The sequence below is a fragment of the Amycolatopsis sp. NPDC049688 genome, from assembly GCF_040674975.1.
Lineage (GTDB): Bacteria > Actinomycetota > Actinomycetes > Mycobacteriales > Pseudonocardiaceae > Amycolatopsis.
This window is the reverse complement of sequence record NZ_JBFANY010000005.1, coordinates 74,333-96,111: the sequence shown is the minus strand read 5'-3', so window position 1 is coordinate 96,111 and position 21,779 is coordinate 74,333. Positions and strand designations below refer to the sequence as shown.

Genomic DNA, 21,779 nt, shown 5'->3' with positions numbered 1-21,779 from the left:
CGCTGCGGGAGGCCGCTCCACGGCCGACGTGAGGTCGATGACTCGACCGATCCAGCGACCCGGCCCGGCCGCCTGCCGCCGGCGTCGACCCGGTCATCCGGCCAGCTCCCGTTCCAGCGGCGTGCGGAACCGCGGCACCGCGCGCACCTCGCCGAACCAGGCCGCGCACTTCGCCGCCTCCGCCTCGATCGCCGTCTCCGTCTCCGAGCCGACGTCCTCCAGGAGGCGGTACGCGATCTCCCCCGAGGGGCGTTGCGCCCAGCCGCCGACGATCCGCCCGGCGGCCCAGATCGTCGGGCCGACGTTGCCGCTCCGGTCGAACAGGGCCGCCCGGTGGGGGCCGAGGAACCAGTCGCGGTCCTGCCAGCCCATCGGCGTCGGGTCCAGGGCCGGCAGGAACGCCACCCACGGTGGTGGCGACGGCACCGGATCCACGTCGTCCGCCAGGACCACTCCCGGCACACCGTCGAGGTCGACCTCCGCCGGGGACAGCGCCGCCAGCGCCTTCTTCGTCTGGGCCGCCGTCCAGCCCGTCCACCACCGCAGGTCGGTGACCGGGGCCGGGCCGTACGCCCGCAGCCAGCGGCGGGCCAGCTCGGCCCGGGCTTCCTCCGGCTCCCACGCGCGCAGGCCGCCCCGGACCCATTCGTCGAGGGGGTGCCAGACGTACTGCGTGCTGGTCCACCCGCCGCGGGGCCGGCCCCGTGCGATGCGGCCGCCCGCGGCCAGCAGGAACAGCACGCGGCTCGTCACGTTGCCGATCGCCTCGTAGGGTTTGCCCGCCGCCATCAGCAGCTGCTGGCGCAGGCGGGGTTCGTCCTCGCTCAGCTGCTGCGCCGTCGCCGAGCCGCGGGCCCGCAGCGCCGCCTCGGCCGACGCCTCGACCTCCTTCAGCCACGCGGCCGGCTCCGGGACGTTCTCCGGGTACCCCTGCTGCCCCAGGTGCTGCTCCAGGAGCTTCCGCTGCTTCACGAGGATGTCCGCCGAGCAGCCCGCCTGCACGAGCGCCGCCGTGTCCAGGTCCGTCACGAACACCGTGCGGCGCATACCCAGCAGGCGCAACAGGGAACGCTCCTCGTACAGCGCCCGCTCGACGTCGGACACCGCGGGGCGGCCGAGCCGCGCCGACGCCGAAAGGTGGACGGTCGCCGGGTCGGTGGCGTGCAGCGCGACGACCCCGGCGACGGCGTCCGTCACCGAGGCCGCGGGCGCGGCCAGGTGGTGCCGGACGGCGAGGCGGGCCCGGCGCTGGCCGGTGCTGATCTCAAGACGGCTGATCTTCGGAGGCACCCGTTTTTCCTACCACCCGCCACCGACAAAAACGCCTGGTCGTGCCGGGCGACCAGGCGATAGCCTCGCGCCATGGTCTCCGGTGCGCATTTCGCGGCCTTCGCCGCGCTGACGTTCCTCATGGTCGTCGTCCCCGGGCCGAGCGTGCTGTTCACGATCAGCCGCGCGCTCACGGTCGGGCGGCGCGACGCCCTGCTCACCGTCGTCGGCAACGCCACGGGGGTGTACACGCAGGTCGTCGCGGTGGCGTTCGGGCTCGGCGCGCTCGTGACGACGTCGGCGGCGGTGTTCACCGCGATCAAGGTCGCCGGCGCGCTCTACCTGGTGTACCTGGGCATCCAGGCGGTGCGCCACCGCCGGAAGCTGACCGACGCGATGGCCGCGAAGGTGCGCGCGACGCCGGGACGCGTGCTGACCGTGCTGCGCGACGGCTTCGTCGTCGGCTTCGCGAACCCGAAGTCGATCGTGTTCCTGGCGGCGCTGCTGCCCCAGTTCGTCGACCCCGCCGCCGGTTCGGTGCCGGCCCAGATGCTGCTCCTCGGGCTGTGCCTGCCCGCGATCGCGCTGGCCACCGACAGCGCGTGGGCGCTGGTCGCCGGCACCGCCCGCGCGTGGTTCGCCCGCTCGCCGAAGCGCCTGGAAATGGTCGGCGGCACCGGCGGCCTGGTGATGATCGGCCTGGGCACCACCCTGGCCTTCACCGGCCGGGGTGACTGAGCACCAGGTCGAGCAAGCCGGGGAACGCCACGTCGAATTCGGGACGGCGCAGGCGGTTCAGCCGCCGCGGGCCTTCGTCGCGCTGTTCGATCAGGCCGGCCGCGCGCAGGACCCCGAAGTGATGGCTGAGCGTCGCCTTCGCGACCGGCAGGTCGAAGGTGCCGCACGCCTTCGTCCACTCCGGCACGGCCGCCAGCTCGCGCAGGATGCTGCGGCGCACCGGGTCGGCGACCGCGGCGAGCGCGTCCTGCAGGGTGACCTCGCCCGGCGGGACGTGGGTGAGCCCGCGCGCTCGCGCGGTGTTCGATGATTCTCGTACACTCATCTGGTCGACCTCCATCGAACACTCTAGGAGCACTCGTGCCGCGACTCCTCGACGCGACCTTCGGACTCGACGCGCGCAACCGGCTCGACGAGGCCGGGTAGCCGGGCCGCGAAGGCGCGCTGGCCGCGCTCGAAACCTTCTACTACGCCTTCAACCAGCGTGATCTCGACGTGTTCCGCCGCGTCTGGACGACCGATCCCCTGGCCCAGCTGAACAACCCGCTCGGCGGCATCCTCCGCGGCGGCGAAGCGATCACCGAGCTGTACGACCGCGTCTTCCACGGCCCGGCGCGCGTCACCGTCACGCTGGGGGACATCGTCGAGTACTCCGGTGACGGTCACGCGGTGTTCGCCGGCCGCGAGACCGGCGAATACCGCGTGACCGGAACCGTGCCGCTGAGCATCCGCACGACGCGGTTCTTCGCCTACGAGGACGGCCGCTGGGTGCAGGTCCACCACCACGGCAGCATCGACGACGCCGGCGCGCTCGCCGCGTACCAGCAGGCGATCCGCGGTTAGGCCAAGGCCTTCACCAGCTCCGGCCACCACTCCCGCGGCAGGCCGTCGAGCGGGACGACGACCTGGTCGGCGCCCGCGGCCCGGTACTCCCGCAAGCGCGCGGCGACGGCGTCGAAGCCACCCCACACGGTGAGGCCGTCGACCAGCCGGTCGGACCGGTCCGCGATGTCGGCGTCGGTGAAGCCCATCCGGCGGAAGTTGGCCGCGTAGCCCGGCATCCCGGCCAGGAAACCCAGCGAACCACCGCGCACGACCTCGCGCACCCGGGCCACATCGGTTTCCGCCACCACGTTGAGCAGCACCGCGAGCTGCCGGTCCGCGCCCAGGATCTCCCGCGCCGAGGCGACGTAGTCCGTCGTCACCAGGTACGGGTAGGCGCCCGAAGCGCGATCGCGCGCCAGCTCGAGCATCCGCGGGCCGAGCGCCGACAGGATCCGCGCGGACGGCGGCACGACGTCCTCGATCTCGTCGAGGTAGTCGCCGAGGGTGGCCAGCGGACGCGCCCCGTGCGCCCCGCCCAGGCCGACGACGAACCGCTCCGCGGGCAGCTCCGCGTACGCCGAGGTCACCGCGGCCGGCGGCACCCGGTCGACCGAGAGGATCCCGCTCGCCACCTGGATCCGCGAAGTCGCGCGGACGACCTCGGTGATCTGCGGCAGGTTGTTCCCCTGCCCACCGGCCAGCCACAGCGTGTCGTAGCCGAGCTCCTCCAGCTCGGCCGCCACGGCGGTGTCGGTGTCCAGTGCGGTGTGGGTGGCCCCCAGCGGCCCCAGTGTCGTCATGCGCCCGGCAACCACGGAACCCGGGAAGATGTTCCCGTCACGCGGTCTGTTCGTCCTCGGCGGAATCGGCGGGGGCTTCGGCCGCGCGCGTGAACATCCGGGTCGCCGACAGCCGCGCGACGCCGTCGGGCTCGCCCAGCTCCTCCAGCGAGTTCCGGATCGTCGAGTCGACCGACAGGTACTTCCGGCCCGCCCGCAGGTCGGCGTCGTTGCGCAGCCGCACGATGAGCGGGAACTCCGACAGCGCGCCCGCGTCGAACAGGCCCGTCGTGTAGATCAGCTGCACGCCCAGCGCCTCGGCCACCGCCCGCTGCAGCTCCAGGAGGTACCCGGCCGACGCGCGGCCGATCGGGTTGTCCAGGAACAGTACGCCCGAGTGCCGGTTGCGGACCTTGCCGCGGTTGTTGGCCCGCAGGGCGGCGAGGGTGCAGTACAGGATGATCGCCGCGGTCAGCTGCTGGCCGCCCGAAAACACGTCCCTGATCTCGGAGACGCGCTGGCGTTCGGTCCGCAGCACCGAGTCCGGCTTGAGCATGTCGACGCGGAAGCCCTTGGGCGCGGCGGCCCGGACTCCGCACAGCACCAGCGAAAGCCCGTCGCGCTTGACGTCCCGGCCGTCGGCCGTCTTGCCGACGGCGGCCTCGTCGACGACCTCGCCGAGCTTCTCGGTCAGCGCGTTGTCCTCCAGCTCGGTGAAGCGGATGCGGAGGAACTCCTGCCCGGACCAGTCGCCGAGGCCGTCCGGCAGCCGGGACACGCGCTGGGCCGAACGCAACGTCCGGAGCGCGCCGTCGACCATGCCCTGCAGCCGCGTGATGATGCCGCCGCGGTGCCGGTCGATCTGCGCGAGGTCGTCGGTGAGCGACCGCAGCCGCGGCCGCAGCGCTTCGGCCCACTCGCCTGCGTGCGCGGGCAGCTGGTCGCGTTTGACCGAGATGACCTGCTGCCGCACCGGCGTGCTCAGCTTCTCGAACCGCTTCTCCGTCGCGTACTGCGCGAGCTGGTCCGCGGCCGCGCGCACCCGCCGGTCGCCGGCGTCGGCGGCTTCCTGGGCTTCGGTGAAGGTCGTGTTCAACCGCGCGTGCTGGGCGCGCGCGGTCTCGACGTCGCCGTCGTAGGCGGCCGTGTCGGTGTCGGTCACCAGGTGGGCCATCGACTCCGCGAGCAGCGAGAACCCCGAGGCGGAACTGCGCGCGGACTCCAGGGTCGCTTCGGCCGCGGCCCGGCGTTCCTGCAGCTCTTCCCACTTCCGCGCGGCCGCCGAGGCCTCCAGCCCGGCCGCGTCGATCAGCTCCAGGCCGTGCTCGATGTCCCGCGGCTTTTCGCCGTTGACGCCGTTCTGCAGCGGCAGCGCGTCCAGTTCCGCGCGCCGGGTCGAGACGAGCCCGATGGCCTCGGTCCGCTCGTCTTCCAGGCCGTCGACGACCCGGCGGGCGCGGGCCAGCGCGGCCGCGCGGGCCGACGCGTCGGAGCCGTCGGGTGTCTCCAGGAGTTCGGCGGCCCGGGCCCGGACGGCCTCGTCCAGCGACTCGACGGCCGAGCCCGCGGCGGCCTCGGCGGCCTCGGCCTGTTCCAGCTCGCTGCGCAGGTCGCTGCCGACCTCCACCTTCGCGTAGGCGTCGGACGCCGACGCGTACGTCCGGCGCAGCGCGTCGACCGGCTCGGCCGGTGCCGGGCCGCCGGTGGCGTCGGCCGCTCCGGGCACTTCGGCGAGCTCGGCGCGTGCGGTGGTCGCGGTCCGGCGGTGGCCGTCGGCGGTGCGCTGCTCCTCCCCCGCCTGCTCCCGCAGCCGGGCGGCCTTGCCCGCCGCATCGGACGCCTGGAGGTCGGCCCGCTCGGCGATCTCGGTGGCGCGTTCGGCTTCTTCGGCCCACTCGGCGATCCGCGCGCTGCGGACGCCCAGTTCGCCGAGCCGCCGGGCCTTTTCCTCGGCCTCGGCGGCGGCCGCCCGCAGCTCCGGGACGCGCTCGCGCAGCGACGCGGCTTTTTCGCTCAACCGCGCGAACTCCGCCTCGGCCTGCTCCAGCGCGGTCCGGGCGGTCTCCCGCGCGGTCCGGGCGGCCTGGGCCTGCTCGGCGAGGGTCGCGACGGCGCCGGGCGGGTAGTCCTCGCGCCACGTCGTGAGCTTCCACGTCAAGGCGCCGTCGGCGGACAGCTTGGCGGACAACGCCTCCAGCCGCCGCTGCCGCTCGGTGTGCCGTCGCGCGACGGCTTCCCGCTCGGCGTCGGCGGCTTCTTCGTCGTACATCGCGGGGTTCGGCGGCACGAGGAACTCGACGCCGGGCGCGGACGGCACGTCGGCCTGCAGCGCCTCGGTCGTCCCGACGGCGATGATCGCGCTCGGCAGCAGCCGCCGCTTCGCCAGCACCTCGCGCGCGCGATCGGCGTGCGCGGCGTCGTTGAGCAGCACCCCGGAAACGAGCTGCGGCAGGCTCTCCAGCACCTCGGCGCGCCGGGAAGCGTCCAGTTTGGACAGATAGCGCCAGCCGGACCACGCGGTGATCCCGGCCTCTTCCAGGGCGTCCAGGGCCGCCTGGACGTCTTCGGGCGGCGGCAGGAGGCCACCGGAGCCCAGCGCGGCCAGGGCCCGCTCGTCGGCGGACTCCTCCATCCGCAGCGCGGTCTGCTCCTTCTCGACGGCCGCGCTCGCCTCGCGCAGCCGTTCCAGCAGCACCGGGAGGTCGCTTTCCAGGGTGACGTCGTCGGCGCCCAGCAGCTCGACCAGGCGGCCCTCGGCGGCGAGGGCGTCGGTCCGGCGGTGAGCCCGGTCGAGGTCCTCGGTGGCGCGTTCCAGGCGGTCCTGGGTGGTGCCGGCGAGCTGGTGCGCCTCGTTCACGGCCCGTTGCGCCGCCTGGAGGTCCGCCGCGACGCGGTCCAGTTCCTGCTCGCGCCGCGCGAGCTCGGCGGTGGCCGCTTCGGCGGCGCTACGGGCGGCGCGGGATGCTTCGGCGACATCGGCGCCCGAAGGCAGCAACCCGGCGCGTACGGCGGCCTGGACCTCTTCGCGCAGCTCCGAGATCCGCCCGGTGAGGCCCCGCGCTTCGGCTCGGCGGGCGGCCGCGAGGTTCGCGGCTTCGTCGCGCTCGGTCTGCGCCTTCTCGGCTTCGGCCCGCAACGCACCCGCGTGCGCTTCGGCCTTGTCGGCCTGCCGCTGGGCGTCCTGCGCCAGCGCGTGCAACCCGCGTGCCAGCGCCGAGGCAGCGTCGTTACGCGCCTTCAGAGCAGGACGCGCCTTTTCCTCGCGGCTGCCGACGAGCTCGCGCAGGTCCTTCGCCTTGCGCGCCGCGTTCAGCGAGTTGAGGACGGTCGCCGTCTCGCGCCAGGCTTCGGCCTCGGTCTTCGCCGAAGCGAGCTCGGCGTCGACGCGCTTGCGGGCCTCCTGGGCCTCGTCCAGGCGCAGCACCGCGACCAGGCGGCGCAGTTCGGTGACGGCCGCGGCGAGCCGCCGGTGGTCGCCCTCGGCGAGCTTCTCCGCGGACTTGACCTCGGTGACGTGCTCTTCGAGACCGGACAGCCGGGCGTTCTCGAGCTCGTTGCGCGCGACGACCCGGCCGGCCAGCTCGGCCATCGCGGCCTTGGCGGCCGCGGCGATCTTCCGCGACTCCGCGGCGACGCCTTCTTCGGCGGCCAGCGGGCCCAGCAGGTCCAGGGCGCCCGCGACGAAATCGCGTTCCGACAGCAGATCCCCGCGCTGGGCCAGGTTGTGCGCGTAGGTCGCGACGACCTCGGCGAGGTCCTTCGGCTCTTCTTCGGAGATCACCGCGCGCAGCAGGAACTCGACGAACGCGTCGTCGGTGCCGAAGGCGAACGCGTCCGCCGCCTCGCCTTCGCCGGCGTTCATCGCGCGCTGGTAGCGGAACAGCTCGGTGTCGAGGCCGAGGCTGTCGAGGCGGCCGGTCCACTCGTGGTGGCGGCGGGTCCAGGACAGTTCCAGCTCGGGTTCGGCCAGCTGGGCCGCGGTGAGCTTGTCGTGGAAGCCGGACATGGTGAGCAGCCGGCCGTCTTGGGTCATCGGCAGCGACTCCAGGCCGAGCGCGGCGGTCGGGCGGAAGCAGTACCAGGAGTCGACGAGGTTCTCGGAGTCCGCGGACACGACGTGGCCCCGCCATTCCGACACCTTGCCGGTGATGATCCGGTGGCCGCTTTCGACGTGCAGCCACTCCAGCACGACGTGCGAGACGTCCTTGGCGGCGACGAACTTCTCCAGGACCTTGGTGCTGGTGGTGCCGACGACCTGGCGGCGGCCGGGCAGCATCACCGAGAAGATCAGCTTGATGAGGACGGACTTCCCGCCGCCGTTTTCGAGGAACAGCACGCTCGCCGGGGACGGGCGGCGCAGCTCGGCCGGGCCGGTCGCGTGGATGCCCGCGCTGAACAGGGCGTCCTGCTTCGGCGCGGTGATCTTGGCGCCGACGCCGCTGAAGTCGAGCACGACGTCCTGGTAGCGGGCGCCCGCCGGGCCCACCGAGTGCAGGCGGACCCGCGAAAGCTCGTACATCGTTTCCCCTCTACAGCGTGTCGGACGCCGCTGCGCGCAGCGTGCCCCCGGCGTTCGCGACGGCCACGACGTCCAGGGCGAGCAGGTCGTCGAAGGCGGCGTCGGCGGCGAGTTCCCGCACCTGGATCTGGTAGCGCGGCGTGGTCCGGTAGGTGCCGCCCTGCTCGTCGCTCACCGGGACCAGGAAGCCCTGGTCGGCGAGGAAGCGCAGGGCGCGGCTGACCATGCCGCGGGTGGTGTCGGCGGCGAGCCTGCCGTCCTTGGTGGCGGCCGCCGCGGGACGGCGGGCGTAGGCGCGCCACGCCTGTTCCAGCTCGGGCGCGTCCGCCAGCGGGTCGTTGTTGGCCTCGGCCTGTGCGGCGCGTTCGTCGAGCATGCGGGCGGCTTCGCGGACCATCGCGTCGACCTGTTCGACGCTGACGCGGCCGATGTAGGTGTCGTTGGCGAGGTCGTCGGGACGCGGGTAGCCGAGCGCCGCGGTGGCGAGGTGGATCAGGCCGTGCAGCACCTTTTCGGTCTCGCGGCGCTCGCGGATCTTGGCCTGGCGGGCGTAGGAGTCCATCTTGATCTCGAAGACGGACTCGTCGGTGGCCGCGAGCACCGCGCCGGCCTGCTGGTTGACCTCGAGGACCATGAGGCCGAGCCCGGCGGCGACGGCGTGGGTGAGGGCCTTGAACGCGTTGTCCTCGCCGTAGCGGCGGACGAGGTCGCCGTAGACGACGTCACGCGCGGGCAGCTGCTTCGGCCGCATGCCGAAGGCGACCAGCCGGGCCGCGGCCTCGGCGTCCACGCTGCTGTGGGACAGCGCCATTACGCGACCTCCTCTTCTTCGTCGGCCCGCTCTACGGCGGCGGTGGACAGGAGCAGGTCGGCGCCGCCGAACTCCGGGTCGTCCAGGAGGGTGCCGTCGTCGACGGCGAGCAGGACCTGGCGGTCGCCCTGGCGGCGGGCCGCACCGACCCCGGGACTGTAGGCGTGGACCGCGCGCAGCGCGACCAGGGCGGCGAGGCCGGGCTGACGGCTGCGGCGGGCCTCTTCGAGCAGTCCGGACAGCCGCCGCGGCACCTCCGGCAGGTCGAGGAGCTCGTCGGCGGCGCGCCAGACGTCGTCGCCGAACTTGTCGGTGACCTCGGCGGGCATCAGCTCCGGTTCGGGGATTTCGCCCACCAGCTGGTCACGCTCGGGCGCGGGCCTCAGCAGCAGCGAGACCAGGGACGACAGCGACGGCACGACCGGCGCGGAAATGCCCGCGACGGCGTGGAAGAAGTGCTCGGCCGGGGCGACGGCGTCGGCCAGCGGCAGGCCGAGGGTGGGGACGAGAAGCTGGCCGAACAGGTCGATGGTCGCGCGCTGGGGCGGGCCGGAGAACTGCTGGCGGTCCTGCTCGGCGCGGAACACCGCGCCCGCGTCGGCCAGCCGGGACTGCAGGCGCGTGTGGCGGCGGATGCAGTCGCCGACGATGTCGACGAGCTCGGCGGCGCGGCGCTTCTTGTCGAGGTCCTCGGTTTCGTCGCGGGCGGTGGTGATGTTCTTGAGGATGGCGTTCTCGGCGCGGAAGCGGGCCTCGATGTGGCTCAAGGCGCTGTCCAGGAGCTCCGGGACCTCGCGTTCCCAGTCGACCGAGCGGACGTCGCGGCGGGTCGCGTCGAGCTTCGCGCGAAGGGTCTCGCCGTACTGGACGGTCCGATAGCGGGCCTGCTCGGCGGCGAGCTTCGCGTCGGCGAGGCGGCCGCGGTTGATCAGGTTCTCCAGCTTGACCTCGGCGGCGATCTGCGCGGACTCGACGTCGGTGTCGAGGGCGCCGACCAGGACGTTGATGGCCTCGTCGGTGGCGCGCAGGTAGACCTCGCCGTCCGGCGCGGCGAGCTCGACGAGCAGCTTGAAGTCGAACTGGCGCCGCTGGTAGCCGCCCGGCCCGATCGAGCCGTAGACGCGCCGGAAGCCGCGGTCGGTGGTGCCGACGTTGATCAGGTTGTCCAGGACCCACTTGGCCACCCGGACGTGCTCTTCGGGCATCCGCGAGGGCGCCTGCTGGGCGATGAACGGCAGCAGCCGGTCGATGACCTCGTCGTGGCCGGCGCCGGTGTCGAAGTCCATGGCGATGGTGACCTGGTCGATCGTGTGCAGCGCGATCTCGGCCATCTGGTAGACCGTGGCGTCGGCCCAGTCGAGCTTCGCCTTGCGCGCGTCGAGGTCGTGCAGCGGCGCGGTGCAGGCCAGCGCCTTGAGGCGGCGCGTCAGCCCCTCGTCGGCCAGGCCCGTCAGCCCGGTGTCGTCGTCTCGCACAGCAGGCCAGGCTAGTCGGCCACCCTCTGCGCACGCCCGGGTGACGGGCTAACGTCCTCCTCATGCGTGAAATGAGCCGTGAAGAGTGGTGGAAGTTCGCCTCCGAAGGCACCCGGACCGGCATGTTGGGCCTGGTCAGGAAGGACGGCTCCCCGATCGTCACCCCGATCTGGTTCCTGCTGAACGAGGGCCCGGACGGCGACGAGCTGATCTTCACCACCGGCACCGAGACGCTCAAGGGCAAGGCCATCGCCCGAGACGGGCGGATCTCCCTGGCCGTCGACGACCAGAAGCCGCCGTTCTCCTACGTCCAGTTCACCGCCGAGGCGCGGCTCACCCACGACCTGGACGACATGCTGACCTGGGCGACCAGGCTGGGCGGCCGGTACATGGGTGCCGAGCAGGCCGAGGCGTACGGCAAGCGCAACGCCGTCCCCGAGGAATCCCTCGTCCGGGCGAAGATCACCAAGGTGATCGCGCGGGCCGACATCGCCGGCTGACCCCGTTTCGCTGGTAATCTGCCCCCTGGGGGTGGGGGTATGCCTTCAGGGGACAGACGCGACGCCGCCAGGGCGATCGTCAGCGCGGGACAGCGTGAGCTGGTGGCCGAGCTGGAACGGCTCGACGGCGGCGCACGCTTCGGCCGGTCGGGCCGCACGCGGCGGCTGGAGAACGGGGACGTCTTCGAACGCGCCGTCGTGAGCGCGGCCTTCTCGGACGAGTTCTTCGCGGCCGGCCTGTGGGTGGTGCTCCACCCGCGCAACCCGTACGTCCCGGCGTTCCAGGCGCACTTCCGCTACCGCGAAACGGCGGACGCGTGGTGGTTCGGCGGCAGCGTGGACCTCCTCCCCTGCTACGGCTTCGCCGCGGACGCAACGCACTTCCACCGCGCCCTGAAGAGCCACTGCGACACGCTCGACCCGGCCTTCCACGCGCAGGCGAAACGGGCTTGCGACGACCGCTTCCGGCTCCCGCACCGCAACGAGGCCCGCGGAATCGGCGGCATCGCCTTCGACCACCTGCGCCTCCCCGGCCCCGACGGCTGGCGGCGCACGGCCGCCTTCATCGCGGCGGGCATCGCGACGATCGCCCCGGCGTACTTTCCCATCGTGCGGCGGCGGAAGGACGTGCCGTACGGCGAACGCGAGCGGCAGTGGCAGCTCTACCGCCGCGGCCGGTACGTGGAGTTCACCCTCGTCCACGACGCGGCGGCCGCGGCGCCGGCTGATGCGGAAGCGATCCTGATGGCGCTGCCGCCGCTGGCGCGGTGGGAGGCGGAGTTCACGCCCGAGCCGGGGAGCGCGGAGGCGGAACTGGCGTCGTTCCTCGTTCCGCGCGACTGGGCGGCCGAAACTGTCGGTGCCCACCGGTAGAGTCGAAAACGGGGGGCGCCCCGGCGGGCTCGGGCTGGTTCGCCGCCCCGGCGGGCTCGGGCTGGTTCGCCGCCCCGGCGGGCTCGGGCTGGTTCGCCGCCCCGGCGGGCTCGGGCTGGTTCGCCGCCCCGGCAGGCTCGGGCTGCTTCGCCGCCCCGGCAGGCTCGGGCCGGTTCGCCATCCCAGCGGCCTCCGATGAGCCGCTAGCGCCGGCGGGTCCGGCCGCTCGGGACCGGCGGAGCCAGCCGCCCCTCGCCAACGGCCCCGGCTGCTCGCAGCCGCCCCGCTGAGCGGGAAACCCTTGGCACGCCGGGTGAGCCGTCCCGTGGACTATTGACAGGGCCCGCTCCCAGGGTGTGTGATCTGTCCCATAGATAGGAAACTTTCCTAACTATCACCCCGGTGGTCCGCCGACCATTCCGCCCCGGTCACCCCCTGTCCCCCGACAACGCAGGAGGCTCCCAGTGGCACCCCGTCCACCGTGGCGCGCGGTACTGGCCGGTACCGCCGTTGCGGCGCTCGGCTTCACCGTCGTCAGTCCGGTAAGCGCTTTCGCCGCCGATACCGACTACGAGGCCGAGAACGCCACCATCTCCCAGGGCGCGGTCGAATCGAACCACGCCGGCTACAGCGGCACCGGCTTCGTCAACTTCGACAACGTCGTCGGCAGCTACGTCGAATACTCCGTGAACGCCGCCCAGGCGGGCACCCACACGCTGACCTTCCGCTACGCCAACGGAACCACCGACAACCGGCCGGTGAAGCTGACCGTCGACGGCGGTGACAAGGGCACCGTCGACTTCCCCGGCACCGGCGCGTGGACCACCTGGAAGACCGTCACCGCGACCGTCCAGCTGACCGCCGGCGTCAACAAGGTCCGCACCACCGCGACCACCGCCAACGGCGGCCCGAACGCCGACAAGCTCACCGACACCTTCACCGCGCCGGTGGACTCCGAACCGCCGTCGGCGCCGTCGAACCTCAAGGCCAGCAACATCCTGCCCACCGCGGCCATCTTCACCTGGACCGCCGCGACGGACAACGTCGGCGTCGTCCGCTACGAGATCAACCGCGGGGGCAACACCCTCAAGACCGTCGACGGCAACACCACGAGCGCGACGGTGGACAACCTGACCCCGAACACCGCCTACGACATCTCCGTCGGCGCGTTCGACGCGGCCGGGAACCCGTCGCAGCAGAGCAACGTCGTCACCTTCACGACGCCGCCGAGCAACGACACCACGCCGCCCAGCGTGCCCGGCAACCTGCGCACCACCGGCGTCACCGCGAACAGCGTCTCCCTGGCGTGGAACGCCTCCACCGACAACGGCGGGACCATCGCCGGGTACGACGTCTACCAGGGCGCCACGAAGGTCGCGACCACGACGTCCCTGAGCACGACGGTCACCGACCTGAACCCGAACACCTCGTACACCTTCACCGTCAAGGCCCGCGACCCCGACGGCAACACCTCCGCCGCCAGCAACGCCGTCACGGCGAAGACCAGCGCGCCGGGCGGCGCCGGGGGCATCCCGGAGTACGACCGGGACATCGCGAAGGTCGACCTCGGCTGGTCGGTGGACTTCCTGCCGAACGGCAACGCGCTGGTGACCGAGCGGGACCGGTTCGAGATCCTGCTCGTGACGCCGTCCGGCCAGAAGACCACGCTGGGCAAGGTGCCGGGCGCGGTCGGCACGAACGGCGAAGGCGGCCTCCTCGGCCTGGCGATCTCGCCGAACTGGTCGAGTGACCACGCGATCTACCTCTACCACACCGCGTCCGGGGACAACCGGATCGTGAAGATGACCTACGACGGCAGCACGCTGTCGTCGACGTCGACGCCGGTGCTCACCGGGATCGCGAAGAACCGCTACCACAACGGCGGCCGGATCAAGTTCGGCCCGGACGGCAAGCTGTACGCCACCGTCGGCGACGCCAAGAACAGCGACAACGCGCAGAACAAGAGCTCGCTGAACGGGAAGATCCTGCGGCTCAACCCCGACGGCTCGGCGCCGAGTGACAACCCGTTCTACGCCACCGGCGGCAACGCCCGGTACGTCTGGAGCTACGGCCACCGCAACCCGCAGGGCCTGGCTTGGGACTCCCGCGGTCAGCTCTGGGCGGCGGAGTTCGGCGAAAGCAGCCAGGACGAGCTCAACCTGATCCAGAAGGGCGGCAACTTCGGCTGGCCGAGCTGCGAAGGCACGCAGGGCAGCTGCAGCGGCTACATCGCCCCGAAGAAGACTTGGTCGACGTCGCAGGCCGGGCCGAGCGGGCTGGAGATCGTCAACGACTGGATCTACATCGCCGGCGTCACCGGCGAGCAGCTCTTCGCGACCCAGATCAACGCCGCGGGCACGGGTGTCGGCACGGTGTCGACGCTGTTCTCCGGCCGCTGGGGCCGGCTGCGCTCGGTCACGAAGACCCCGGACGGCGGGCTCTGGCTGACCTCGACGAACAACGACAAGAACGGCGGCACGCCGTCGGTGCTGGACAACGTGATCGTGCGGCTGAAGTTCCCCGGCGGCGGCACGCCGAGCGGGTTCAAGCTGACCAGCTCCGCCTTCGCCGATAACGCGACCATCCCGGACAAGTACACCTGCGCCGGGGACGGCACGGCGGGCCAGGACCCGTCGCCGCCGCTCGCGTGGGGTGCCTCCGACGGCGCCAAGGGCTACGCCATCGTGTTCGCCGACGTCGCCAACAGCGGCAACAAGCTGCACTGGGCGATCTGGGACATCCCGGCGGCCACGAAGTCGCTGCCGGAAGGCCTCGGGGCGGGGTACACCGTGCCGGACCAGGGTGGCGCGAAGCAGAAGGCGATGGGCAGCGGCGCGAACGCGCAGAAGTTCTTCGGCCCCTGCCCGGGCGGTTCGAGCCACCCGTACACGTTCACGCTCTACGCCCTGAACACCGCCACGGTCCCCGGCCTGACGTCGTCCTCGACGATGGCCCAGATCGAAACGGCGATCAAGGGCGCGTCGACGGCGAACGTCGTGCTGCGCGGCAAGTCCAGCGCAGCCGCCTGAAAGCCGCGGCAGGGGTGACCGGAGCGGCGCCGGTCACCCCTGCCGCCCTCACTGCGTTCCCGCCACCCGGCGCAGGTGGGCGTCGACGTCGAAGCCGTGTTCCTCCAGGCGGCGGCGGGCCAGCAGGAGCTCGTCGGGGGTGAACAGCTCGGCGTACTCCTCGCGGAGCATGACCGCCTCGGAGCTGCGGCCGAGCTGGTTCTTCTCCCAGAGCACGGTGAACCCGCCCGCGGTGCCGGCCCCGCGCAGCAGCAGCCGCGCCGCCTCGACGCCGCCGTGCTCGCGCACCATGCGTTCGAACTGGGCCGGCCGGTACCCGTAATCCTTCGCCAGGACCCGGCAGCCGTCGAGCAGATCCTCGGTGAACCGCGCGGCGAGCCGGGGATCGGCCGGGACGGATGCGGCTGGTTCGGGCATGGGACACCTCTCGACGAACGGCTTCCCTGATTAATCGCGAACCGGGCCGATTTCGCTACGCCGTTCGGGGAACGAATCTGCGACGACCACTCTGCGTGTCACCGGAACGAACAAACCGGGCGAAACCGCCGACATCTCCGCCCCACGACCGGCGAAGTCCACAATGGACACCGGACCGGTCCTCACCAGCCGAACAGGCCGCCCATGATCCGGGCGCAGCGGGCCGTCATCGCCCCGGCGTCCTCGTCCGGGCGATCGATCCACCAGCTGATCAGCGAGTCGACCACGCCCGTCCAGACCTGCGCGACGGCCTCGATGTCGACCGGGTCGGCCAAGCCGCGTGAGGTCAGCAGCTGCGTCGCGCCCAGCACCGCGAAGGCGTCGAGGCGCCGCCGGTAGTCCGCGGCCGCGGCGGCGATGTCCCCGGTCGCCGGCACCGTCGGGTCGCGCAGGAGGCGCCACGCGTAGCGGTCGTGGTCGAACGTCGTGAAGATCGCGGCGAGGACCTTCAGCGGCATCTGGTCGGGCTCGCCGCCGGCCGCCATGGTCGTCGCGACGCCCTCGGTGAGCCGGCCGCCGGCGCGGTGCAGGCAGGCCAGGTAAAGCCCGTCCTTCGAGCCGAAGTACTGGTACAGCAGCGGCTTGGTGACCCCGACCCGGCGGGCGATTTCGACCATCGACGCGCCCGCGTACCCGGACCGGCCGAACTCCTCGGTGCCGGCCACGACGAGCTGGGCCTCGCGCTCTTCGCGGGGCATCCCCTTGGTCCCGACCGGCCTTGACTCCGTCACGGGGGAGAGCCTACCGTGCGTAAAGTGACCCTAGGGTAAGTTACCGTCCGGTCAGACGAAGGAGGCGGCGTGGCCGAGTTCCTGGCGCACCTGCGCGACCCCGTGCTGTTCGCGGTGCCGGTGTTCCTGCTGTTCGTGACGATCGAGATCGTCGCCGTGCACGTGCTCGGCCACGACGACAACGTGGTCGGCTACAGCGTCGCCGACACCCGCACGAGCATGCTGATGGGCACAGTGGCGGTCGGCGTGAACGCGCTGTTCCGGCTGGTGATGCTGGTGGTGTTCGCGGCGCTGTTCGAGCTGGCGCCGGTGCAGTTCGACCCGCGCGACTGGTGGACGTGGGTGCTCATGCTGCTCGGCCAGGAACTGGTGTTCTACGCCTACCACCGGGCCAGCCACCGCGTGCGGCTGCTGTGGGCCGGGCACCAGGTGCACCACTCGAGCGAGCACTACAACTTCTCGACGGCGCTGCGCCAGAAATGGACGCCGTACTTCCAGCTGCCGTTCTGGTCGGTGCTGGCACTGTGCGGCATCCCGCCGTGGATGATCCTGACCGGGCTGTCGATCGACCTGGTCTACCAGTTCTTCGTGCACACCGAGAAGGTCGGCAAGCTGCCACGCTGGTTCGAGTACGTGTTCAACACCCCGTCACACCACCGCGTCCACCACGGCAGCGACGCGGAGTACCTGGACGCGAACTACGGCGGGATCCTGATCGTCTGGGATCGCCTGTTCGGCAGTTTCGTCCCGGAGGGCCGGCGGCCGACGTACGGGCTGACGAAGAACATCGGCACGTACAACCTGCTGCGCGTGGGGTTCCACGAGTACGGCTCGATCCTGCGCGACCTGCGCGGCGCCCGGACGTGGCGGGAGCGGGCGGGGTACGTGTTCGGGCCACCCGGCTGGCAGCCCGGACACGTGGCCGCCTGAGTTAGGCGATGTCCCGCAACCGGAGGCTCTTCAGGGGCGGGCGTTCCGGCGACGTCAGATCGGTCAGCACCAGTTCGCGGTCCAAGCCGTCCGAGGTCCCGCGCCGGAACTGGGCGAGCAGCGTCGCCGGCGGGACAGCCGTCACCAGGCGGCCGTAACGCTCCAGGCGGTCGAACAGCGTCTGCATGATCTGGCCCGACATCCGGCCCAGTGCCTGCGTGCTCTGGTGGCGGTGCACGCGGTGGCCGAGGTCGACCTGGGCGAGGGCGTCGAGGCCGCGCAGTTCCAGCAGGTCGATCAGGTGCCCGATCTCGACGCCGTAGTTCGCGACGAACGGGATGCTCTCCAGCACCTCGCGGCGGCCCGCGTACTCGCCGGCCAGTGGCTGGACGAAGCCGGCCAGCTCCGGCCAGAACATGTTGAGCAGCGGGCGGGCGACCAGCTCGGTGACCCGGCCGCCGCCGTCGGCTTCCGCGCCGAGGGGGCGGTGGTAGAAACCCTTGACGTAGGCGACCGACGGGTCCGTGAGCAGCGGGCCGAGCAGCCCGGTGACGTAGTCCGTGGTGAAGTCGTGGAGGTCACCGTCGACGAAGACGACCAGGTCGCCGCTCGTGGCCGCGACGCCCTTCCACAGCGCTTCGCCCTTGCCCGCCAGGCCGTCGAGCGCGGGGAAGACGGCGTCCTGCGCGACGACATCCGCCCCCGCGGCGGCGGCCACCTCGGCGGTGGCGTCGGTGGAGTGGCTGTCGACGACGAGGATCTCGTCGACGAGCACGCCGTACAGCCCTTCGCGGATCGCCGTGACGATCGCGCCGACGGTGGCTTCCTCGTTCCGGGCCGGGATGACCACGGACACCGTGGTCCCGCGTTTGGCCGCGACGAGGTCCCCGGTCGTCCAGTCCCCGGCCCGGCGGCTGCGCCGGGTGAGCCAGGTGCCGATTTCCGGCGAAACCTGCAGCATGCGCTTCCCCTTCCCTCGTTCCCTTCCGAGGTTCGAGGTGCCGCGTTTCGGCGACGGCGCCGGGGTGCTACCGGGGTGTTACGAGATGGCGGGCCGCGTTAAACCGGCTGACGGCGGCCCGGCCCCACGCCTAGGCTTCCGGTGAACCGAGGGGGATCACCGTGTTCGAAGCCGTCCGGCCGTTCCGCTGGGACCTCGTGCGCCCCGACCACCTCGGCTCCCTGCTCGACGGCGTCCCCGAGCCGGACCTGTGGTTCCTCGACGACCTGGTCGACTGCGCCGCGAAGGTCCTCGCGCGGTCGGGGGACGGCGAACTGTACTTCGTCGGCCGGTCCGCGGACTCCGTGTTCGACCTCCTCGGCGGGGCGCTCCCGGACCCGGGCCGGCTGCACCTGCTGCCCCTGTCCACCGGGTGGATCGACCACCCGCTGCTGGGCCCGCTCCACCCGGCGGAGGTGGCGCAGCTGCGGGCGAACCTGGCCGCCCACGGCCTCGCCCCGGACGAACTCGCCCGTGGCTCGCGGCCCATCACCTTCGCCGACGTCGTGTCCTCGGGTGGCACTTTCGGGCACCTGCTGGAGATCCTGCGCGACTGGGCCGCCGACGAACGAGCGGACTGGCCCGCCATCCGGCGGCGGATCCGGATCGTGGGCCTGACCTGGCGCCGGCCGACCAGCCCGAAGACCCACCGGTGGCACCAGCACGCCGAGTGGGTGCGGGACCTGCCCCCTGGCTCGATCCGGAACGTCTCGGTCGAGCCCGCGGTGCTGAGCTACCTCGCCGACCACCAGCCGAAGCTCACCCGGTCGTTCCGCCGTGACATGTGGGCCGACGAAGACGTCCGCTCACCCGCACACGACGACCCCACCCGCCGGGCGCTGGCCGAAGCCGTGGCGATCGTCGAAGCCGGCCGCTCCCCCGCGGTGCGGAAGCGGCTCGTCCGCGGGCTGACCCGGGAACCCGCGATCGCCGAGCCGTGGCTGCGGGACCTCGTCAGGCGTCTTCCTCTTCCAGCATCTCCGGCGTGACCGCGGACTCGGTGTCCGGGATGTTCAGGTCCTTGGCCCGCTTGTCCGCCATCGCCAGCAACCGCCGGATGCGGCCGGCCACCGCGTCCTTCGTCATCTGCGGGTCCGACAGCTGGCCCAGTTCCTCCAGGGACGCCTGGCGGTTGGACAACCGGAGCCGGCCCGCCGCCAGGAGGTGGTCCGGGGCCGTGTCGCCCAGGATCTCCAGCGCTCGCTCCACCCGGGCCGCCGCCGCCACCGCCGCGCGCGCCGAGCGGCGGAGGTTCGCGTCGTCGAAGTTGGCCAGGCGGTTCGCCGTCGCGCGGACCTCGCGGCGCATCCGGCGCTCTTCCCACTGCAGGACGCTCGCGTGCGCGCCCAGGCGGGTCAGCAGCGCGCCGATCGCGTCGCCGTCGCGGACCACCACCCGGTCCGCTCCCCGGACCTCGCGGGACTTCGCCTGGATGCCCATCCGGCGGGCGGCCCCCACCAAAGCCAAGGCGGCTTCCGGGCCCGGGCACGTCACCTCGAGCGACGACGAACGGCCCGGCTCGGTCAGGGATCCGTGCGCGAGGAACGCGCCCCGCCACGCCGCTTCCGCGTCGGCCACGCCCCCGGACACCACGGCCGCGGGCAGCCCGCGCACCGGGCGGCCGCGCTGGTCGATCAGCCCGGTCTGACGGGCCAGGCCCTCGCCGTCCTTGACCACGCGCACCACGTACCGGGTGCCCTTGCGCAGCCCGCCGCTGGCGGTGATCACGTGGACGTCCGAATGGTGGCCGTACAGCTCGTGGATCTCCTTGCGCAGCCGTCGCGCGACCGAGCCCGTGTCCAGCTCCGCCTCCACGACCACCCGGCCGGCCACGATGTGCAGGCCGCCGGCGAAGCGAAGCAGCGACGCGACCTCCGCCCGGCGCGGCCCGATCTTCGTGATCTCCAGCCGGCTCAGCTCGTCCTTCACCGCGGCGGTCATCGCCATTACTGCCCCTCCCTGCCTTTCGCTCCTCCCCCGTGCTCCCCGCCGAGACCGAGAGCCTCCCGCATGCACAACGCGAGCGCATCAGGATCATGCCGTCCCGGCACTTCGGGGTCGGCCACCGCCCCCAGGTGTGCCCGGCCGCCCAGCCGTTCCGCCGCGCGGCGGAGATTCGCCGGGTCGGGCACGGAATCGCGGTCCGCGATCACCGCGTCGACCCGCAGATCGGGCGCGTGCTCGAAGAGTACGTCGAGGTGGCGCTCCGGGGAGAATCCCGCGGTTTCCCCCGGCTGGGGGACAAGGTTGAGCACGAGCACCTTCGTCGCGGCCGTCCGCACCAGCGCGTCACGCAGCCCGGGCACGAGCAGGTGCGGCAGCACGCTGGTGAACCACGAACCCGGCCCGAGGAAGACGACGTCGGCGTTCAGCACCGCTTCGACAGCCTCGTCGCACGCCAGCGGCGGGCGCCCGGCCCGGCCCGGCGAGCGCAGGCTGACCCGGCGCACCTGACCGGGGGTGGTGGCCACCGCGACCTGGCCGCGGATCGTGCGCAGCGCCGCCGGATCCTCGCTGTCCAGGCCGCTGACCTGGCCCTCGATCTCCAGGGGCTCCGGCGACATCGGCAGCACGCGGCCCGAGACGCCCATCAGCCGGCAGGCTTCGTCGAGCGCGGCCACCGGGTCGCCGAGCACCTCGAAGAGCCCGGCCAGCAGCAGGTTTCCCACCGCGTGGCCGGCCAGGGCGCCGTCGCCGCCGAAGCGGTGCTGGAAGACCTCGGCCCACAGCGTGCCGCCGTCTTCCGCGGCGAAGGCGGCGAACGCCTGCCGCAGGTCGCCGGGCGGCAGCAGGCCGAGTTCGCGCCGCAGCCGGCCGGACGATCCGCCGTCGTCGGCCACGGTCACGACCGCGGTGACGTCGGGGGTCACCCGCCGCACCGCGGACAACGTGGCGTGCAGCCCGTGGCCGCCCCCGAGGGCGACCGCGCGCACGTTATTCACGACCAAGGTCGCGGTGCACCACCTTCACGGCCATACCGTCCTCTTTGGACAGACGCTGGGCGAGTTCGACGGACAGCGCCACGCTGCGGTGCTTGCCGCCGGTGCAGCCGACGGCGAGCGTCAGGTACCGCTTGCCCTCGCGCTTGTAGCCGGCGCCGATCAGCCGCAGCAGCTGGTGGTAGCGGTCGAGGAACTCCTCGGCGCCCTCCTGCGAGAGGACGTAGTTGCGGACCTCACCGTCGAGGCCCGTGTGTTCGCGCAGCTCCGGGATCCAGAACGGGTTCGGCAGGAACCGGACGTCCATCACCAGGTCGGCGTCCATCGGCAGGCCGTACTTGTAGCCGAAGGACAGCACGGTGACCCGGGTCTGGGTGCTCGCCTCGGAGCCGAACGCGTCCTCGATCTTGGCCCGCAGGTCGTGGACCGAAAGCGACGACGTGTCGAGCACCAGGTCGGCTTCTTCGCGCAGCGGCTCCAGCAGCGTCCGCTCCGCCGTGATGCCGTCGGCGAGCCGGCCGTCGCCCTGCATCGGGTGGCCCCGGCGGACGGCCTCGAAGCGGCGCACCAACACCGCGTCGGTCGCCTCCAGGAACAGCACGCGCGGCTTGTAGCCGCGGGCGTCGAGGTCCTTGATGACCGAGGCCAGGTCGTCGGTGAACGCGCGCGAGCGCACGTCCATGACCACCGCCACCTTCGTGATCGCGCCGCGCGCCTGCGCGCCCAGCTCGACCATGGTGGCGATCAGCTCCGGGGGCAGGTTGTCGACGACGAACCAGCCCAGGTCCTCCAGGCACTTGGCCGCGGTGCTGCGGCCGGCGCCGGAGAGCCCGGACACGACCGCGACCTCCATGCCGGACCCGCGGATCTCTTCTTGCGCACTC

General features: G+C 72.5%; 19 protein-coding genes. 7 read left to right on the top strand and 12 right to left on the bottom strand.

Features of this window, described 5'->3' with window-relative positions:
• Nucleotides 1-93: 93 nt before the first annotated feature.
• Entirely contained in the window at nt 94-1,290 is a 1,197-nt protein-coding gene (locus AB0J55_RS19405) for a winged helix DNA-binding domain-containing protein (protein ID WP_364249804.1), read from the bottom strand.
• Nucleotides 1,291-1,362: 72 nt separating this feature from the next.
• On the opposite strand from AB0J55_RS19405, the gene AB0J55_RS19400 reads away from it, so the two are divergent.
• Nucleotides 1,363-2,007 (top strand): LysE family translocator, encoded by a 645-nt coding sequence (locus AB0J55_RS19400; RefSeq protein ID WP_364249801.1) that lies wholly within the window; start codon nt 1,363-1,365, stop codon nt 2,005-2,007.
• Here AB0J55_RS19400 and AB0J55_RS19395 read toward each other — a convergent pair.
• On the bottom strand, nt 1,988-2,332 hold the full coding sequence (locus AB0J55_RS19395; RefSeq protein ID WP_364249798.1) for a helix-turn-helix domain-containing protein: 345 nt from the start codon (nt 2,330-2,332) through the stop codon (nt 1,988-1,990). The two genes, AB0J55_RS19400 and AB0J55_RS19395, sit on opposite strands and share 20 nt — an antisense overlap.
• 119 nt (nt 2,333-2,451) lie before the next feature.
• Here AB0J55_RS19395 and AB0J55_RS19390 point away from each other — a divergent pair, with 119 nt between their 5' ends.
• Complete coding sequence (locus tag AB0J55_RS19390) at nt 2,452-2,850, top strand: nuclear transport factor 2 family protein (RefSeq protein WP_364250773.1); 399 nt, start codon at nt 2,452-2,454, stop codon at nt 2,848-2,850.
• Here AB0J55_RS19390 and AB0J55_RS19385 read toward each other — a convergent pair.
• From AB0J55_RS19385 to AB0J55_RS19370, 4 genes are read right to left on the bottom strand one after another with little or no spacing between them, the layout of a single operon-like run.
• A complete protein-coding gene (locus AB0J55_RS19385; protein ID WP_364249795.1) occupies nt 2,847-3,632 on the bottom strand; it encodes a TIGR03620 family F420-dependent LLM class oxidoreductase in 786 nt (261 codons plus the stop codon). The two genes, AB0J55_RS19390 and AB0J55_RS19385, sit on opposite strands and share 4 nt — an antisense overlap.
• 37 nt (nt 3,633-3,669) lie before the next feature.
• Nucleotides 3,670-8,130: a hypothetical protein gene (locus AB0J55_RS19380; protein ID WP_364249792.1), complete on the bottom strand. Its 4,461-nt coding sequence runs from the start codon at nt 8,128-8,130 to the stop codon at nt 3,670-3,672.
• 10 nt (nt 8,131-8,140) lie between these two features.
• Nucleotides 8,141-8,941, bottom strand: coding sequence for a hypothetical protein (locus tag AB0J55_RS19375; protein WP_072477950.1), 801 nt, complete (start codon nt 8,939-8,941; stop codon nt 8,141-8,143).
• Nucleotides 8,941-10,416, bottom strand: coding sequence for a hypothetical protein (locus AB0J55_RS19370; RefSeq protein WP_364249789.1), 1,476 nt, complete (start codon nt 10,414-10,416; stop codon nt 8,941-8,943). The genes AB0J55_RS19375 and AB0J55_RS19370 overlap by 1 nt, the downstream gene beginning before the upstream one ends.
• 62 nt (nt 10,417-10,478) lie before the next feature.
• Here AB0J55_RS19370 and AB0J55_RS19365 point away from each other — a divergent pair, with 62 nt between their 5' ends.
• The 3 genes from AB0J55_RS19365 (at nt 10,479) to AB0J55_RS19355 (ending at nt 14,818) form a co-directional block, all read left to right on the top strand.
• Nucleotides 10,479-10,916 carry a PPOX class F420-dependent oxidoreductase gene (locus tag AB0J55_RS19365; protein ID WP_364249786.1) on the top strand — a complete coding sequence of 146 codons (438 nt, stop codon included), beginning with the start codon at nt 10,479-10,481 and terminating at the stop codon, nt 10,914-10,916.
• A gap of 39 nt (nt 10,917-10,955) precedes the next feature.
• Nucleotides 10,956-11,789, top strand: coding sequence for a coproporphyrinogen III oxidase (locus tag AB0J55_RS19360; protein ID WP_364249783.1), 834 nt, complete (start codon nt 10,956-10,958; stop codon nt 11,787-11,789).
• Between the two features lie 464 nt (nt 11,790-12,253).
• Nucleotides 12,254-14,818 (top strand): PQQ-dependent sugar dehydrogenase, encoded by a 2,565-nt coding sequence (locus tag AB0J55_RS19355; RefSeq protein ID WP_364249780.1) that lies wholly within the window; start codon nt 12,254-12,256, stop codon nt 14,816-14,818.
• Nucleotides 14,819-14,866: 48 nt separating this feature from the next.
• Here the strand turns inward: AB0J55_RS19355 and AB0J55_RS19350 are convergent, their stop codons facing one another.
• Together AB0J55_RS19350 and AB0J55_RS19345 are read right to left on the bottom strand one after the other, a co-directional pair.
• Nucleotides 14,867-15,235, bottom strand: a complete 369-nt coding sequence (locus AB0J55_RS19350; protein ID WP_004560651.1) for a hypothetical protein — start codon at nt 15,233-15,235, stop codon at nt 14,867-14,869.
• A gap of 182 nt (nt 15,236-15,417) precedes the next feature.
• On the bottom strand, nt 15,418-16,026 hold the full coding sequence (locus tag AB0J55_RS19345; protein ID WP_364249776.1) for a TetR/AcrR family transcriptional regulator: 609 nt from the start codon (nt 16,024-16,026) through the stop codon (nt 15,418-15,420).
• Nucleotides 16,027-16,095: 69 nt separating this feature from the next.
• Here AB0J55_RS19345 and AB0J55_RS19340 point away from each other — a divergent pair, with 69 nt between their 5' ends.
• Nucleotides 16,096-16,956 carry a sterol desaturase family protein gene (locus tag AB0J55_RS19340; RefSeq protein ID WP_364249773.1) on the top strand — a complete coding sequence of 287 codons (861 nt, stop codon included), beginning with the start codon at nt 16,096-16,098 and terminating at the stop codon, nt 16,954-16,956.
• Between the two features lies 1 nt (nt 16,957).
• Here the strand turns inward: AB0J55_RS19340 and AB0J55_RS19335 are convergent, their stop codons facing one another.
• Nucleotides 16,958-17,917, bottom strand: coding sequence for a glucosyl-3-phosphoglycerate synthase (locus tag AB0J55_RS19335; protein ID WP_364249770.1), 960 nt, complete (start codon nt 17,915-17,917; stop codon nt 16,958-16,960).
• Between the two features lie 161 nt (nt 17,918-18,078).
• Here AB0J55_RS19335 and AB0J55_RS19330 point away from each other — a divergent pair, with 161 nt between their 5' ends.
• Nucleotides 18,079-18,945, top strand: coding sequence for a hypothetical protein (locus AB0J55_RS19330; protein WP_364249767.1), 867 nt, complete (start codon nt 18,079-18,081; stop codon nt 18,943-18,945).
• On the opposite strand, the gene whiA is transcribed toward AB0J55_RS19330, so the two are convergent.
• From whiA to rapZ, 3 genes are read right to left on the bottom strand one after another with little or no spacing between them, the layout of a single operon-like run.
• Nucleotides 18,911-19,903: a DNA-binding protein WhiA gene (gene whiA, locus AB0J55_RS19325; protein ID WP_043788299.1), complete on the bottom strand. Its 993-nt coding sequence runs from the start codon at nt 19,901-19,903 to the stop codon at nt 18,911-18,913. The two genes, AB0J55_RS19330 and whiA, sit on opposite strands and share 35 nt — an antisense overlap.
• Nucleotides 19,903-20,889, bottom strand: coding sequence for a uridine diphosphate-N-acetylglucosamine-binding protein YvcK (gene yvcK, locus AB0J55_RS19320; protein WP_364249764.1), 987 nt, complete (start codon nt 20,887-20,889; stop codon nt 19,903-19,905). The genes whiA and yvcK overlap by 1 nt, the downstream gene beginning before the upstream one ends.
• Before the next feature lies 1 nt (nt 20,890).
• On the bottom strand, nt 20,891-21,748 hold the full coding sequence (gene rapZ, locus AB0J55_RS19315; protein WP_003101350.1) for an RNase adapter RapZ: 858 nt from the start codon (nt 21,746-21,748) through the stop codon (nt 20,891-20,893).
• Nucleotides 21,749-21,779: the final 31 nt, after the last annotated feature.

Excerpts from the sequence above, each read along its gene's own strand:
- AB0J55_RS19335 (WP_364249770.1), bottom strand. The coding sequence starts at position 17,917 with ATGCTGCAGGTTTCGCCGGAAATCGGCACCTGGCTCACCCGGCGCAGC.
- whiA (WP_043788299.1), bottom strand. The coding sequence starts at position 19,903 with ATGGCGATGACCGCCGCGGTGAAGGACGAGCTGAGCCGGCTGGAGATC.
- AB0J55_RS19385 (WP_364249795.1), bottom strand. The coding sequence starts at position 3,632 with ATGACGACACTGGGGCCGCTGGGGGCCACCCACACCGCACTGGACACC.
- AB0J55_RS19365 (WP_364249786.1), top strand. The coding sequence starts at position 10,479 with ATGCGTGAAATGAGCCGTGAAGAGTGGTGGAAGTTCGCCTCCGAAGGC.
- AB0J55_RS19360 (WP_364249783.1), top strand. The coding sequence starts at position 10,956 with ATGCCTTCAGGGGACAGACGCGACGCCGCCAGGGCGATCGTCAGCGCG.
- AB0J55_RS19395 (WP_364249798.1), bottom strand. The coding sequence starts at position 2,332 with ATGAGTGTACGAGAATCATCGAACACCGCGCGAGCGCGCGGGCTCACC.
- rapZ (WP_003101350.1), bottom strand. The coding sequence starts at position 21,748 with ATGGAGGTCGCGGTCGTGTCCGGGCTCTCCGGCGCCGGCCGCAGCACC.
- AB0J55_RS19400 (WP_364249801.1), top strand. The coding sequence starts at position 1,363 with ATGGTCTCCGGTGCGCATTTCGCGGCCTTCGCCGCGCTGACGTTCCTC.
- AB0J55_RS19375 (WP_072477950.1), bottom strand. The coding sequence starts at position 8,941 with ATGGCGCTGTCCCACAGCAGCGTGGACGCCGAGGCCGCGGCCCGGCTG.
- AB0J55_RS19350 (WP_004560651.1), bottom strand. The coding sequence starts at position 15,235 with ATGCCCGAACCAGCCGCATCCGTCCCGGCCGATCCCCGGCTCGCCGCG.
- AB0J55_RS19380 (WP_364249792.1), bottom strand. The coding sequence starts at position 8,130 with ATGTACGAGCTTTCGCGGGTCCGCCTGCACTCGGTGGGCCCGGCGGGC.